We start from the raw sequence: 15,604 nt of genomic DNA on the forward strand, positions 1-15,604 counted from the left end.
TCGATGGCGGGCCGCGTTCGGCGTGTATCGGAACGACAACTGAGCAAACGCCGGTGCTCTGCCATAATGAATAAAAGACTAATTTTTCGTGCTTTTTGGTTACAACTCATCTAGCATACCGGGTGTCGTTACATCCCACATCAATAGCGCGAGGCAGCCATGAAGACCGTCGATTTGGACGAGTTGTTACATACCGACACCGCGTCCAGTTGGGGCGAAGCGCTGTTCGCCCTGGGCCGGCAGTATGGATTCGACAAGGTCTTGTTCGGCATGTCCGGCTCGCGGCATGCGCGCCTCGAAAATGCATTTATTCAAAGCAATTATCCGGTGAAATGGCGGGAGCGCTACGACGCCGAGCGGTTCGCCTATGTCGACCCCATCGTCAGCCATTGCATGGCCACCACGTTGCCGCTGGTCTGGCAACCGGAGCTCTTCCGCAGCCCGGCCCAGCGCGCCTTGTACGAAGAAGCGTGCACCCACGGCATCCGGGCCGGCGTGACGTTTCCCATCCACGGTCCGAACGGGGAGTTTGGCCTGTTGAGCTTTGCCATCGACGCGGCGGCCGACGGCGCGTTCGTGCGCGACGTGTCGAGCATGCTGGCCGATCTGGCGCTGGTGCGGGATTACGCGTTCGCGTCGGGCGTGCGTTTCTGCCCGCCGCCCACCCAGGAAGCGGCGCCGCGCCTGACGCCGCGCGAGCTGGAAGTGCTCAACTGGGTCATGGTGGGCAAATCGTCGTGGGAGATTTCAAAAATCACCGGCTGCTCCGAGGCGACGGTAAACTTCCATATGGGTAATATCCGGCAGAAGTTCAACGTCAACACCCGGCAACAGGCGGTCGTGCGAGCAATTTCTTTGGGTCTGATTACCCCAGAAGATCACCATCGTTGAGCTTGCCGTTGACATACAGCTTCAACAGCAGGGCGACGGGGGCCGGTATGGCCAGACCCGTTTCGAAGCGGCTGCCGCTGGACTGGGTGACGCCGAAACGGCCCCAGAATTTTTCCTGACTCTCGCGTTTGCTGATCCGATACTTCTTCAGATCGCCGATGGAGGGCGACAGTGAAGCGGGCGGCTTCACCAGGGTGCCTGCCAACGGTTCACGCAGGCTTGCTTCGGTAACGAAATCATTAGCCATCGCAGCTCCTCCATGGAAAGATGTGTGAGAAACAAGTATTCCATGCAACATTCATTTAGCGTCCTAGCAACCCTGCTAGTTCCCCATTCAATCTTTCGGTAACGACTTTGCGATAACCGGTGGTTACCATCGAAATATGCCACCGGCCACGTCAATTTTCGCCGTTTACTTGAGCTGACTCAACAGGAACGCATACGTCAGCGCCCACATGGTCGCCGTCTGTTCGTTGTTGGCCGCGCCGGCATGGCCGCCCTCCGTGTTTTCCCAATACAGCACGTCGTGGCCCTGTTCCCGCATCCGCGCCGCCATCTTGCGTGCGTGGCCGGGGTGGACTCGGTCGTCGCGCGTGGACGTCGTGAACAGCACGCGCGGATAGCGTTTGTCCGGGACCACGTTCTGGTACGGCGAGTAGCGGGCGATGTAGTCCCATTCGTCCGGCTCGTCGGGGTCGCCGTATTCGCCGATCCACGAGGCGCCGGCCAGCAATTCGTGATAGCGGCGCATGTCCAGCAGCGGCACCTGGCAGGAGACCGCCCCGAACAGGTCCGGCCTTTGCGTGAGCGCCGCGCCCACGAGCAGCCCGCCATTGCTGCCGCCCATGATGCCGAGATGGCGTGGGCGCGTGACGCCGCGCCGGACGAGGTCCCCGGCGACGGCCAGGAAATCGTCGAATGCCTTCTGGCGGTTTTCCTTGAGCGCGGCCTGGTGCCAGCGCGGGCCGAACTCGCCGCCGCCGCGGATGTTCGCCAGCACGTACACGCCGCCCTGGTCGAGCCACGCCGTGCCGGTGACGCCGCTGTAGAAGGGCGTCAGCGACACTTCGAACCCGCCGTAGCCGTACAACAGCGTGGGGTTCGTGCCGTCCAGCGGCGCGTCCTTGCGCATCACGACGAAATAGGGGACGTCGGTGCCGTCGGGCGAGCGCGCCGCGAACTGGCTGACGGCGTACGGCGCCGCGTCGAAGAACGCCGGCATGGATTTCAGGAGCTCGCGCCCGTCGCTGCCGGCTTCCATCAGATACAGGCTGCTCGGCGTGAGGAAGTCGGTGACGGTCAGGAAGACCTGGTCCGACGCGTAGTCGTCGACGCCCGACACGTGCAGCGCGCCCATGCCGGGGGCCGGCACGTCGCGGCGCTGCCAGCGGCCGTCCGCGTGGCGCCACTCGACGACGCGGTTCTTGACGTTGTCGAGGATGGTGAGGAACAGCGCCGCGCGCGTGGCCGCGATGCCGTCCAGCGACGTCGTCGGCGACGGTTCGAACAGGATGTCGAAGTCGCGGCTGCCTTCCATGAAGCGGTCGAACCCGATGGCGAGCAGGGCGCCCTGCGGCCATGTGTTTGCGCCGATCGTCCAGTCCGAGCGCAGTTCGACGATCAACTGGTCGCGCAGCGCGAACGCGTTGGCGTCCTGCGGCTTGTCGATGCGTTCGAGCCGGCCGTCGGCGGGATCGCGCAAGAACAGGTCGCTGGTGTAGAAATCGATCTGACGCTGGACGAACTGGCGCGCGTAGCCGGGCGTCGGGTCGTGCCAGGCGGAGACCGACAGATCGTCGGGCTGCGCTTCGTACACGGGCGTCGCCGCGTCCAGCGGCGTGCCGCGGCGCCAGGCCTTGACGATGCGCGGGTAGCCGGACGCCGTCATCGAATCGGGGCCGAAGTCGGTCGCGACGAAGAGCTGGTCCTGGTCGATCCAGCCGGCGCTCGTCTTCGCTTCCGGCAGCGCGAAACCGCCGGCGACGAAGGCGCGCGCCGCCACGTCGAATTCGCGCACGACGTGGGCGTCGCCGCCGCCGCGCGACAGCGAGACGAGGCAGCGCGTGCCGTGCGGTTCCAGGAACGCCACGCCCGCCCAGACCCAGTTCTCCGCTTCGTCGCGCGCGAGCGCGTCCAGGTCCAGCACCGTTTCCCAGGCCGGCACGGGCTTGCGGTATTCGGCGAGCGTCGTGCGGCGCCAGATGCCCCGTTCGTGGTCGGCGTCGCGCCAGAAATTATAGAAGCGGCCGTCGTGGTGGCCGACGTAGGGAATGCGGTCGCGCGAATCCAGGATCGTCTTGAGCCGCGCGCGCAGGTCCGCGTAGCCGGGCAGGGCGGTCAGTTCGCGTTCGCTTTCCGCGTTGCGTTCGCGCACCCAGGCGAGCGCGCGATCCGAATCGACGTCTTCCAGCCACAGCCAGGGGTCCGGATTGTCATGATGTGTTTCGCGCATACGCATTCCTTCTTGTTAAGCTCGCCATTTTGTTCCGATTCGGACATACTAGCAAACATCTAAAAATTGCCGCACGACAATACTAATTGTCATATCTCGGACCGGTGGACATGGCTGACATCGCAATGCGCAACACGGGAAGGACGGCCGCGTCGTGGGCCGGCGGCGTGACGCTCGCCCTGCTGGCCGGTGTCGGCCTGTACCTGGGCGCGGCCCATGCGGTCGCCGTCGGCGCGCAGGCGCGCTTCGACCACCTCGCGCGCACCGGGTGCCAGCAACTGGACGGCGCCGTGCACGAGTACGCGGACGTCGTGCGCGGACTGGCGGCCCTGTTCCAGGCCAACGGCGGCACGGTCTCGCGGCTGCAGTTCCACCGCTATGTCGAGACGCTCGGCGTGGCACGCCACTACCCGGCGATCGAGTCGATCAACTACGCGCAATACGTGGACGACGGCGCGCGCGCCGCCTTCGTGGCCGCCGTCCGCGCCGACCGCGGCGTCGCGCCGGCCGGCTATCCGGACTTCACGATCCGTCCGGCCGGGCACCGTCCGGCCTATACCGTGCTGACCTACCTGGAGCCCCACCTGCCGGAAAAATTCGGCGTCGACCTGACGGGCGGCGCGCCTGCCGTCGCGCGGACGATGGACCGCGCGCGCGACAGGGGCCGCATGGCGGCGTCGGGCAAGCCCATCGTCGTGGAGCGCCCCGCGCGCCACTCGGCCCTCGCCCTGCGCGTGCCCGTCTACCGCATCCCGGCCGGCGGCGCCTTGCCGCGCGACGTCGAAGGACGGCGCGCCGCCTATGCGGGCTCGGTCGGCGTCGGCTTTTCCATTCCGGCCCTCGTGCACGACGCCATGCGGGGCGTGGATGCCCGCCTGGTGGCGCTGCAGTTGTACGCGGCGGCCGATGCCGCGGCGGCCGATGCCGCGGCGGCCGACGCCGGCGCGCCCGGACGGCTGCGCGTGAACGGGGCGGATGCGGTGTTGTACGACGGCGCGCCGCCGGCGCTGGGCGGCGACGACCTGCTGGAAACCGTGCTGCCCGTGCGCTTCGACGACAACCTGTGGAAAGCGCGCTTCGTCGCCCGCCGCGCCGACCTGGCCGGCGGCTTCGGGCGCATCGTCCCGTGGCTGGCGGGCGCGGGCGGCTTCGGCGCCACGCTGCTGGCCTACGCGCTGTTCCTCAACCTGGCCCGGTCGCGCCGGGCGGCGGTGGAGCAGCGCCGGCTGCTCGATCTCGTGCTGGACAACGTCGACGCCTACGTCTACCTGAAGGACCGCGACCGCCGCTATCGCTACGTCAACGCGAAGATGGCGGCCGCCTGCGGCCTCCCGGCCAAGGACGTCGTGGGCCGGCGCGACCACGATGTGATGCCGCCCGCGCAGGCCGACGCGCTGTGGGCGCTGGACCGTCCCGTTTTCGAACTGGGCGAGAAGCGCGCCGTGCAGAACGCCTTCGCCGGCACCGACGGCGTCGTGCGCCAGCTGTGGAGCGTGAAGGTGCCGGTACGCTTCGACGGCGACGGCGACGGCGACGGCGACGGTGACGGTGACGTCGATGCCGTCCTGTGCGTGTCGACCGACGTCACCGAACTGCACGCGCTGAAAGCCCGGGCCGATGCGGCCAGCCGCGCCAGGAACGACTTCCTGTCGACCATGAGCCACGAGATCCGCACGCCGATGAACAGCATCCTCGGCATGGCATACCTGGCGCGCAAGCATGCGGACGCGCCGAAGCAGCGCGACTACCTGGACAAGATCCACCACGCGGCGCAGCACCTGCTGGGCATCCTCAACCGCGTCCTCGACCGGCCCCGGACCGACGCCGGCAAGGTGGACCTGGAACGGCTCGACTTCACGCTGGACGCGCTCGCGCACGATCTGGCCGGCCAGTTGGGCGCGCAGGCGGCGGTGCGCGGCCTCGTGCTCGAATTCGACGTGGCGCCCGAGCTGCGGCAGCCCTTGCGCGGCGATCCGCTGCGGCTGGAACAGGTGCTGCTGAATTTGGTCGGCAACGCCATCCGGTTTTCCGAACGGGGCACCGTGCAGGTGCGCGCCCGCGTCGAGCGCACGGTGGGCGCCGACCTGCTCGTGCGCTTCGAGGTGGAGGACCACGGCGTCGGCATCGCGCACGACGACCTGGCTCAGCTGTTCGGGCCCCGCCGCGAGGCCGACCCGGCGCCGCCGCGGCACCACGGCGCCGGCCTGGGCCTCGTCATCAGCAAGCAGCTGGTGGAGCTGTTGCAAGGCACGATCGGCGCGACGAGCACGCCGGGGCGGGGCAGCACGTTCTGGTTCACGGCGCGCCTGCAGCCGGTACCGGCGGCGCGCGCGGCCGCCGAGCCGCAACCGGCGGGGCCCGGGGCGCTGGACGGCATCGCGATCCTGCTCGTCGAGGACAATGCGTTCAACCAGCTCGTGGCGCGCGATCTGCTCGAAGACGCCGGCGCGCACGTGACCGTCGCCGGCAACGGCGCCGACGCGCTGGACCGGCTGGCGGAGCGTCCCGTCGACTGCGTGCTGATGGACGTGCGGATGCCGGTGATGGACGGGATCGATGCCACGCGCCGCATCCGCCGCGACCCGGCGTTCGCGGACCTCAAGGTGATCGCGATGACGGCGAACGCGGGGCCCGACGACCAGGCCCGCTGCCTCGCGGCCGGCATGGACGAATTCCTGACGAAGCCGGCCGCGCCCGAGACGCTGATCGCGACGGTGGCCCGCGCGCTCGGCCGCAATGCGCGGCGGCCGGACAGCGGCGCTGTGCGGCCGGCCGAGGCGTTGCTCGACATCGGCGTGCTGTCCGACGCGTTCGGCGGCCAGCCGGACCAGATGCGCAAATACGCATTCCTGTTCCTGGACGCCGCGCGCGACGGCATGCAGGAGATCGAGCGCGGGCTGGCCGCGCACGAGCCGGCCCGGGCGGCCGCGGTGGCGCACCGCCTGAAATCGGCGGCGCGGACGGTCGGTGCCCTCGGCTTCGGCGACCTGTGCGCCGAGCTGGAACGCCAGCTCGAACCGGGCGCGCTCGGCCGCGCACGCACGCTGGCGGCCCGGCTGCGCGGCCTGCTGGCGCGGCTGGAACGCCACATCCACGCCGAACTGGGCGCGCGCCAGCAGGATCACCAGGCGTAACGACTCGCCAGCTCTACCGCCCGGGCGCCGGAAGTAGTATGCTGCGCGAGTCTTCCCGTCACGTCGCGCCATGCCATCCCCGATCCGCCCCGGCCTCCTCATCCTGCACGGCAACCAGATGGAATTGCTGCGCGCCGCCGTCTTCGACTGGCTGCGCGCCAATCCGCTCGGGCCGCTGGAGGAAGAGATCATGCTCGTCCAGTCCAACGGCGTGGCCGAGTGGCTCAAGATCGCGCTGGCGGAAGAACTGGGCGTGTGCGCGGCCACGCGCGTGGCGCTGCCGGCGCGCTTCCAGTGGGAAGCCTACCGCGGCATGCTGGGCCCGGAGCGCGTGCCGCGCCGCTCGCCGTTCGACAAGGACGCGCTGACGTGGCGCCTCATGCGCCTGCTGCCCGAGGTGCTGGACAAGGCCACGTTCGAACCGCTGCGCCACTTCTTGAACGACGGCGACGCCGAGCGCCGCCTGCAACTGGCCGAGCGCCTGGCCGACCTGTACGACCAGTACCAGGTGTACCGCGCCGACTGGCTCACCGACTGGGCCGACGGCATCGACCAGCTGCGCCGTGCCGGCGGCGAGTCCGTGCCGCTGATGTCCGACCAGTGCTGGCAGGCGCAGCTCTGGCGCGAGATCCACGCGAGCCTGCCGCCCGAGCGGCGCTGGTCCGGCCGCGCGACGATCCACGCGCAATTCATGGCCGCCGTGCTGGAAGACCGCGAACCGGTGCTGCGCCTGCCGCGCCGCGTGATCCTGTTCGGCATGTCGACCTTGCCGTACCAGACGATCCAGGCGATGGCGGGGCTGTCGCGCCACACGCAGGTGCTGCTCGCGGTGCCGAACCCGTGCCGGTTCTACTGGGGCGACATCATCGAAGGCCGCGAGCTCCTGCGCGCCGCCTACAAACGCCAGCAGCACCGCAACGGCAGCGACCTGGCCGACATCCCGGTCGAACAGCTGCATGCGCACAGCCATCCGCTGCTCGCGAGCTGGGGGCGCCAGGGCCGCGACTTCGTGCGCATGCTCGACGAATTCGACAACGGCGAGGGCGCCCAATTCGGCAACCTGCGCATCGACCTGTTCTCCGACGAGGAAGGCGATACGCTGCTGGGCCAGGTACAGGCCGCCGTGCGCGACCTGCTGCCGCTGTCCGAACACCCGCACACGCCGCCGCCCGCTAACGACCGCTCGATCGAGTTCCACATCGCCCACAGCGCCCAGCGCGAAGTGGAGGTGCTGCACGACCAGCTGCTGTCGTGGTTCGCGGAGGAGGGGGACGATCCGCTGCGCCCGCGCGACGTCGTCGTGATGGTGCCCGACATCGAGACGTTCTCCGCGGCCGTGCACGCGGTGTTCGGCCAGCACAAGCGCAGCGACCCGCGCTATATCCCGTTCGAGATCGGCGACGTCAAGGACCGCAGTGTGAATCCGCTGCTCGTGGCGCTCGAATGGCTGCTGCGGCTGCCGCAGCAGCGCTGCCGCCAGAGCGAGGTGCGCGACCTGCTCGACGTGCCGGCGCTGGCCGGGCGCTTCGGCCTGACCGATGCCGACCTGCCCATCCTCGGCCACTGGATCGAGGGCGCCAGCGTGCGCTGGGGCCTGGACCAGCACCACCGCGCCGGCCTGGGACTCGGGTTCGCCGGCGAGCAGAATTCCTGGCTGTTCGGCGTGCGCCGCATGCTGCTCGGCTATGCGACCGGCCACGGGGCCAGCTTCCGCGACATCGAACCGTATCCGGAAGTGGGCGGGCTCGATGCGGCGCTGGCCGGCTCGCTGGCCGAGCTGGTGGAAGCGCTGCTGGCGTGGCGCGAGGACCTCGACCGCACCTTGCGTCCGATGGAATGGGGCGGTTGTGCGCGCGCGCTGCTGGCGCGCTTCTTCCGCGCGACGAACGAGGAAGACCGCTTGACGCTGCACCAGCTGGAAGAAGGGCTGCAATGCTGGCTGGAGATCTGCGAGAACGCGCTGTTCGACGAACCCGTGTCGCTGGCCGTGATGCGCGAGGCGTGGCTCGGCCAGCTGGACCAGCCGGCGCTCTCCCACCAGTTCGTGTCCGGCGGCGTCACGTTCTGCACCCTGATGCCGATGCGCGCGGTGCCGTTCCGCGTCGTCTGCCTGCTCGGCATGAACGACGGCGATTTCCCGCGCCGTGGCCATCAGTCGGACTTCGACCTGCTGGCGCTGCCCGGCCTGGCCCGCCCCGGCGACCGCTCGCGCCGCGACGACGACCGCTACCTGATGCTGGAAGCGGTGCTGGCCGCGCGCGAAAAACTATACGTCAGCTGGGTGGGACGCAACGTGCGCGACAACACCGAGCAGCCGGCGTCCGTGCTGGTGTCGCAGCTGCGCGATTACCTGGCCGCCGGCTGGGACCTCGACCTGGCGGAGCGCACGACCGTGCACGCGCTGCAGCCGTTCTCGCGCCGCTATTTCGAGCGCGGCGGCCTGCTCACGTACGCGGGCGAATGGCGTTCGGCGCACGGGACCGACGCGGCGGGCGCCGGCGCGGCGCTCGATGCCGATCCCTTGCCGCCGTTCGAACTGGATGCGGACTACCGCCTCACCCTCGGTGAACTGGCGAGCTTCCTGCGCCAGCCGGCGCGCTACTTTTTCCGGCGCCGCCTGGGCGTGACGTTCAATGACCTGGAAGTCGTCGGCGAGGACGAGGAACCGTTCTCGCTCGATGCGCTAGAGCGCTACTTCCTGGAAGACACGCTGCTCGACGACAGCGGCAGGCCGGAAGCGCAGCACGAGGTGCGCCACGTGCTGGAAACGCGCGCGGCGCGGCTGGCGCGCGAAGGCGTGCTGCCGATCGGCCTGGTGGGCCGGCAGTGGCAGCAGCAGCTCGTCGACGATCTCGTGCCCGTGCGCACTGCCTGGCTGGCGCTGGGCAGCCGCTATCCGCGTGCGGCGCCCAAGCTGGTCGTCAGCGTGGACGTCGGCGGCTGGCGCCTCGAAGACTGGATCGACCGCCTGCGCAGCAACGACGACGACACCGTATGGCTGCTGCAGATGTCGTCGAAAGTCCTGGACCGCAAGGGCGAGCCGCGCGGCGACAAGCTGATGGGCCCGTGGCTGCGCCAGCTGGCCGCCGCCGCGACGGGCGAGCGGGTGGGCGGCGTGCTCGTCGCGCGCGACGCCAGCCTCGCGCTGGCGCCGTTGGAACGCGGCGCGGCGCTCGCGCAGCTGGAAACGCTGGTGGCGCTGTGGCGGTCGAACCTGGACCGGCCGCTGCCCGTCGCGTGCAAGACGGCGCTCGCGCATGTCGCCGGCGGCGACGCGCGCGAAACGTATGACGGCGGCTTCGAGATCGACGGCGAAGCGACGGACCCTTGCCTCGCGCGCCTGTGGCCCGAATTCGCGCTGCTGCGCGCCGCCGGCGGCTGGCCGCTCGTGGCCGAGGCGTTGTACGGACCGTTGGTCGCCTGGCTGAAGGACAGCGTGACGGTGACCCGCTTCGACGGAGGCGAGCCATGAGCCAGCTGCTCGACGCGTTGACCTTCCCGCTGCACGGCTCGCGCCTGATCGAGGCCAGTGCCGGCACCGGCAAGACGTGGACCATCGCCGCGCTGTACCTGCGCCTCGTGCTGGGCCACGGCGGCGAAGACGGCTTCGCGCGCCCGTTGATGCCGCCCGAGATCCTCGTGATGACGTTCACGCGCGCCGCCACGCGCGAGCTGTCGAACCGCGTGCGCGAACGGCTCGTGCAGGCGGCGGCCTGCTTCCGCGGCGAGGCGGAAGCCGACGATCCCTACCTCGCGGCGCTGGCCGCCGCGTACGGCGACGAAGCGTCGCGCCTCGTGGCCGCGCACCGCCTCGTGCTGGCGGCGGAGACGATGGACGAAGCGGCCATCTTCACCATCGACGCCTGGTGCCAGCGCATGCTGCGCGAGCACGCGTTCGACAGCGGCAGCCTGTTCGACGAAGAACTCGTCAGCGACGAGCGCGCCCTGTTCGAGGATGCCGCGCACGATTACTGGCGCCAGCACGTGTACCCGCTGTCCGGCGCGGCGCTAACCAGCCTGTTGTCGTGCTGGAGCGACGTCGATGCGCTGAAACGGTCGGTGCGCGAACTGGTGCAGCGGGCCGGCCGCCTCGACGGCGGCAGCGAGCGGCCGCTGGGCGACGTCATCCTCGACGCGGAACGCGCGCAACGCGACGAGCTGGCGCGGCTGAAGGACGGCTGGCAGGCGCGCACCGATGCGATGGAAGCGTGGATCGCCGCGCAGCGCGGCGTGAATGCCAAGGCGTTCAACGGCACCAAGATGCGCCCGGACTCGCTGGCGAAAGCCTTCGATGCGCTGCGCCGCTGGGCCGTCGACCCGCAGGCGCACTATCCGCAACTGAGCGACGCGATGTGGCAGCGGCTGACGCCCGGCGGCATCGTGGACGCGTTCAGCAAGGACCACAGCGCGCCCGTGCCCGCGTGCTTCGGGCATACCGACACGTTGAAGGAAGGACTGGACGCCGTCGCCCCGGTGGCCCATGCGCTGCTGCGCCACGCCGCGTGCGCCATCGCGCACCGCATGGCGGAGCTCAAGCGCCGCAACCGCCAGTTCGGGTTCGCCGACATGCTGGTCCGGCTGAAAGACGCGCTGGAAGGCGGCAACGGCGACGCGCTGCGCCGGCGCATCCTCGATCAATACCCGGTGGCGATGGTCGACGAATTCCAGGACACGTCGCCCGACCAGTACCGCATCTTCGACCTGTTGTACCGGGTCGAAGACAACGATCCGGCGCGCGGCCTGTTCCTCATCGGCGACCCGAAGCAGTCGATCTACGGCTTCCGCGGCGCCGACATCCACAGCTACCTGTCGGCGCGGCGGGCGACGCACGGCCGCCACTACCAGCTCGGCACGAACTACCGCTCGACGCGCCAGCTCGTGGACGCTGTGAATCAGCTGTTCCGCCACGCGGAAGGCCATTACGCGGCGGGCGCGTTCCGCTTCCGCAAGGGCGCGGAAAATCCGCTGCCGTTCGACGCCGTCGATGCGGCCGGACGCGGGCAGCAACTGGTCGGCGTGGACGGCCCGTTCCAGGCGCTGGCCGTCGGCATGGCGGAGATCGAGGACATGCGTGGCGACGACTACCGCGAATTCTTCGCCCAGCACTGCGCCGAGCACATCGTGCGCCTGCTGAACGATCCGCGCGCCGGCTTCGAAGACGATGCGGGCCGCTTCGCGCGCCTGATGCCGGCCGATATCGCGATCCTCGTGCGCGACCGGCGCGAGGCGGCGGCCGTCCGCCGCGCGCTCGCGCAAAGGCAGGTCGCCAGCGTCTACCTGTCCGACCAGGACTCGGTCGTGGAAAGCGACGAGGCGCGCGACGTCTTGCGCTGGCTGCAGGCCGTGGCGAATCCGCTCGACGTCACGCTCGCGCGCGCCGCATTCGCGACCGCGACCTGCGCGCTGCCGCTGGCCGAGCTGGCGCAGCTGGCGAGCGACGAACTGGCGTGGGAGGCGCGCGTGGAGCAGTTGAAGACCCTGCACCTGGCGTGGCAGCGCCAGGGGGTGCTGGCGATGCTGCGCCGCTTCATCCACGAACTGGGCCTGCCCGCGAAGCTGCTCGGGGCGGCGGGCGGCGAGCGCCGCCTGACGAACCTGCTGCACCTGGCCGAGCTGCTGCAGGAAGCGAGCCGGGAGCTGGATGGCGAACAGGCGCTGATCCGCTGGTTCGCCGAGCAGACCGAGGGCATGGGCGAGGGCGGCGACGAACGCGTGCTGCGGCTGGAATCCGACGCGGAACTGGTCAAGGTCGTCACCGTGCACAAGTCGAAGGGTCTCGAGTATCCGCTCGTGTACCTGCCGTTCGCCGTCACCGCGCGCAAGACGGACCGCCGCAACCGCGCCTTCTTCGACTACGCGGAGGACGACGGCGAGCGCCGCATCGATCTCGCGCTGTCCGACGCGGCGCTGGCCGCCGTCGACCGCGCGCGCCTGGAAGAGGACCTGCGCCTGTTGTACGTGGCGCTGACGCGGGCGCGCCATTTCCTGTGGCTCGGCGTCGCGGCCGTGGCGGCGCGCAAGAAGGGCGAGAACCAGCTGCACGAATCGGCGCTGGGCTATCTGCTGACGGGCGGGACACCGGTGCCCGCCAGCGCCGTGCGCGAGCGCTGGGAGGCCTTGCGCGGCGACGCCGACGGCATCGAGCTGCATGCGCTGGCAAGCCCGGACGGCTGCACGGTGCTGCGCCGCGCCGACGTGCGGCCGGAACTCGTGGAGCCGCCGCGCTTCGAGGCGCGCTTCGAGCGCAACTGGGCCGTCGGCTCGTTCACGTCGCTGACGAAAAACACGGTGGCGCCGCCCACGCGGCCGCAGGAAGAGAACCTGCTGGAGGAAGACGACCCGGGCGTCGTGGCCGTCGCGCACGGCGAGGACGCGCCGTGGCACCGCTTCCCGCGCGGCGCCGGCCCCGGCAACTTCCTGCACGAGCAACTGGAATGGATGGCCCACGAAGGCTTCGGCCAGGTCGACGACGAACAGTTCCGCACGCGCCTGGCACAGCGCATCCTGCGCGCCGGCTGGGGCAACCGCCTGGATGATGCGCTGGCCTGGCTGCGCATGATCGCCATGACGCCGCTGCCGCCCGTCGGCTGCGCGCTGGCCGACATCGATGCGCCGCTGGCCGAGATGGAATTCTGGTTCCCCAGCCGCCAGCTGGACGTCGCCGCGCTGGACCGCCTGTGCCGCCGCCGCATGCTGGGGAACACGCCGCGGCCGACGCTGCCGGAGCGCCAGCTGCATGGCATGTTGAAGGGCTTCACGGACCTCGTGTTCGAATGCGGCGGCCGCTACTGGGTGCTCGACTACAAATCGAACGCGCTCGGGCCGGGCGATCTGTCGTACACGCAGGCCGCGATGGCGGCCGGCATGGCGGCGCACCGCTACGACATCCAGGGCGCCATCTACATGCTGGCCGTGCACCGCCTGCTGCGCGCGCGCCTGGGCAGCGAGTATTCGCCGCGCGAGCACCTGGGCGGCGCCGTGTTCCTGTTCTTGCGCGGGGTCGGCAATCCGGCCACACACGGTTGCTATCTGCTCGAGCCCGACCTGGAACTGCTGGATGGCCTCGATCGCCTGCTGGGAAAGGACGCGCATGAAGCCTGATGCCAACGACGTCGATGCGTCCGCGTTCTGGACCGAGGTCGAACGCCTGACCGAGGCCGGTGAGCTGCGCCGCCTGTCCGGCGTGTTCGCGCGCTTCGTCGCCACCTTGGGCACGGCGGCGTGCGCCCGTTCGATCCCGCTGCAGCTCGCGGCCCTCGTGTTGTCCGAGCTGGAAGGGCGCGGCCACAGCTGCCTGCTGCTGGACGACCTGGCGGCCGATCCGGCCGGCCTGCTCGGCTGGGCGGACGAGGACTGGAAGGCGCTGGCGCGCGCGGCGAAACCGCTGCCGCGCGGCGCCAAGGGGTGGATCACGCAACTGGCCGGGTGCGAACAGGTGTGGCGCGTGGGCGACCTCGATTACGACCAGCCGCTCGTGCTGGACGACAGCCGCCTGTACCTGCGCCGCTACTGGCGCGACGAAACCCTCGTGGCCACGTGCGTGCGTGCGCGTGCGCAGCAGCGCCGCGCGGTCGACATCGACCAGGCCCACACGTGGCTGGAAGCGCTGTTCGGCGCCCAGCGCGCGGGCGAATTGCCGGACTGGCAGCGCATCGCCTGCGCCGTCGCGCTGCGGGGCTCGTTCGCCATCATCACGGGCGGACCGGGTACCGGTAAAACCTATACGGTGGCGCGCCTGCTGGCGCTGTTGTTCGCGACGGCGCCGGACGCGGCGCGCCAGCGCATCGCGCTCGCCGCGCCGACGGGCAAGGCCGCGGCGCGCCTGAAGCAGGCCATCGACAAGGCGCTGGGCGAACTGGCCGAGCGCGTGGGCGGCGCGCTGCCGCTGCGCGACCTCACCAGCAGGATGGGCGCCGCGCGCACGCTGCACAGCCTCCTGGGCGCGCGGCCGGACACGCGCAGCTTCGCACACCACCGCGGCAATCCGCTCGACGTCGATGTGCTGATCGTCGACGAGGCCTCGATGGTGCACCTGGAGATGATGGCGTCGCTGCTGGACGCGCTGCCCGATGGCAGCACCTTGATCCTGCTGGGCGACAAGGACCAGCTGGCGTCGGTGGAAGCGGGCGCCGTGCTGGGCGACCTGTGCCACGACGCGCAGGCCGGCCACTACGACGCCGCCACGCTCGATTACGTGCGGGCGGCCAGCGGCGAGACGATACCGGACCACTACGCGGGCGCCGGCGGCCCGCTCGCCCAGCAGACCGTGATGCTGCGCCACAGCCGCCGCTTCGGCGGCCCGATCGGCAAGCTGGCGCTGGCCGTCAACGCGGGCGACGTCGACGGCGCGGCCGCCGCGCTGCGCGCCCCGGCAGCATCCAGCGTGCTGCGCTGGATCGACCACGCCCACCAGCACCACGTGATCCAGCTGGCGCTCGACGGCTACCGCCCTTACCTGGAACTGCTGCGCGCCGGCAGCGGCGGCACGGACGGCCAGGGCGGCCACGAAGACTGGGTGCGCGCCGTGCTGCAGCGCTTCGAAGCCTTCCGCGTGCTGTGCGCCGTGCGCGAGGGCGAGTGGGGCGTCGAGGGCCTGAACGACGCCATCGAACAGCGCCTCGCGCACGCGGGCCTGGTCACGGGCGGCGACTGGTATGTCGGGCGCCCCGTCATGGTCACGCGCAACGACTACCCGACCAAGACCTTCAACGGCGACATCGGCCTCGCGCTGACCGACCCGGCCCGTCCGGGCTCGCTGCGCGTGTGGTTCCTCGAAGGCGACAACGTGCGCAGCGTGCTGGCGACGCGGCTGCGCCACGTCGAGACGGCGTATGCGATGACCGTCCACAAATCCCAGGGGTCGGAATTCGCGCACACGGTGCTGGTCCTGCCGAAGGAAGGGGGCGCCGTGCTGGCGCGCGAGCTGGTCTACACGGGCATCACGCGCGCGAGCCGGCAATTCACCCTGACGACGCCGGCGCCGGCCGTGCTGGGCGAGGCGATCCTGCGGCGCACGCACCGGGCCAGCGGCCTGCGCGGGATGGTGGAGCGCTAGGCCCCGCGCGGCGCCGGACGGTGCGCTGTCCGGCGCGCGTCCGTGCCAGAATGGAGGCTCAACGACCGCGAG

Annotated in this window: 7 protein-coding genes; 5 read left to right on the forward strand and 2 right to left on the reverse strand. The window is 70.3% G+C overall.

The genetic code is table 11. From position 1 onward, the window contains the following. The first annotated feature begins 159 nt into the window (after window positions 1-159). On the forward strand, window positions 160-891 hold the full coding sequence (locus tag U9J41_RS02285) for a helix-turn-helix transcriptional regulator (RefSeq protein ID WP_322399965.1): 732 nt from the start codon (window positions 160-162) through the stop codon (window positions 889-891). Here the strand turns inward: U9J41_RS02285 and U9J41_RS02290 are convergent. Both U9J41_RS02290 and U9J41_RS02295 read right to left on the reverse strand, forming a co-directional pair. Next, the gene (locus U9J41_RS02290) at window positions 866-1,138 is read right to left on the reverse strand and encodes a helix-turn-helix domain-containing protein (protein ID WP_056435822.1); all 273 of its coding nucleotides are present in this window, start codon (window positions 1,136-1,138) and stop codon (window positions 866-868) included. The two genes, U9J41_RS02285 and U9J41_RS02290, sit on opposite strands and share 26 nt — an antisense overlap. Window positions 1,139-1,303: 165 nt before the next feature. Then, complete coding sequence (locus tag U9J41_RS02295) at window positions 1,304-3,343, reverse strand: prolyl oligopeptidase family serine peptidase (protein ID WP_322399966.1); 2,040 nt, start codon at window positions 3,341-3,343, stop codon at window positions 1,304-1,306. Window positions 3,344-3,453: 110 nt separating this feature from the next. Between U9J41_RS02295 and U9J41_RS02300 the strand changes: the two genes are divergently transcribed. The 4 genes from U9J41_RS02300 (at window position 3,454) to recD (ending at window position 15,532) form a co-directional block, all read left to right on the forward strand. Then, window positions 3,454-6,477 (forward strand): CHASE domain-containing protein, encoded by a 3,024-nt coding sequence (locus U9J41_RS02300; protein ID WP_322399967.1) that lies wholly within the window; start codon window positions 3,454-3,456, stop codon window positions 6,475-6,477. A gap of 70 nt (window positions 6,478-6,547) precedes the next feature. Then, entirely contained in the window at window positions 6,548-9,949 is a 3,402-nt protein-coding gene (gene recC / locus U9J41_RS02305; protein WP_322399968.1) for an exodeoxyribonuclease V subunit gamma, read from the forward strand. Next, window positions 9,946-13,578, forward strand: a complete 3,633-nt coding sequence (recB, locus tag U9J41_RS02310) for an exodeoxyribonuclease V subunit beta (RefSeq protein WP_322399969.1) — start codon at window positions 9,946-9,948, stop codon at window positions 13,576-13,578. Before recC ends, recB begins: the two co-directional genes overlap by 4 nt. Continuing rightward, window positions 13,568-15,532, forward strand: coding sequence for an exodeoxyribonuclease V subunit alpha (recD, locus tag U9J41_RS02315; RefSeq protein ID WP_322399970.1), 1,965 nt, complete (start codon window positions 13,568-13,570; stop codon window positions 15,530-15,532). The genes recB and recD overlap by 11 nt, the downstream gene beginning before the upstream one ends. Window positions 15,533-15,604 lie beyond the last annotated feature (72 nt).

This window comes from Massilia luteola, from assembly GCF_034420155.1.
In the GTDB taxonomy this organism is placed as follows: Bacteria; Pseudomonadota; Gammaproteobacteria; order Burkholderiales; family Burkholderiaceae_D; genus Telluria; species Telluria luteola.

Bases quoted from the DNA above. Each gene is read 5' to 3' on its own strand.
- U9J41_RS02295 (WP_322399966.1), bottom strand. From the start codon at position 3,343: ATGCGCGAAACACATCATGACAATCCGGACCCCTGGCTGTGGCTGGAA.
- recC (WP_322399968.1), top strand. From the start codon at position 6,548: ATGCCATCCCCGATCCGCCCCGGCCTCCTCATCCTGCACGGCAACCAG.
- U9J41_RS02300 (WP_322399967.1), top strand. From the start codon at position 3,454: ATGGCTGACATCGCAATGCGCAACACGGGAAGGACGGCCGCGTCGTGG.
- recD (WP_322399970.1), top strand. From the start codon at position 13,568: ATGAAGCCTGATGCCAACGACGTCGATGCGTCCGCGTTCTGGACCGAG.
- U9J41_RS02285 (WP_322399965.1), top strand. From the start codon at position 160: ATGAAGACCGTCGATTTGGACGAGTTGTTACATACCGACACCGCGTCC.
- U9J41_RS02290 (WP_056435822.1), bottom strand. From the start codon at position 1,138: ATGGCTAATGATTTCGTTACCGAAGCAAGCCTGCGTGAACCGTTGGCA.
- recB (WP_322399969.1), top strand. From the start codon at position 9,946: ATGAGCCAGCTGCTCGACGCGTTGACCTTCCCGCTGCACGGCTCGCGC.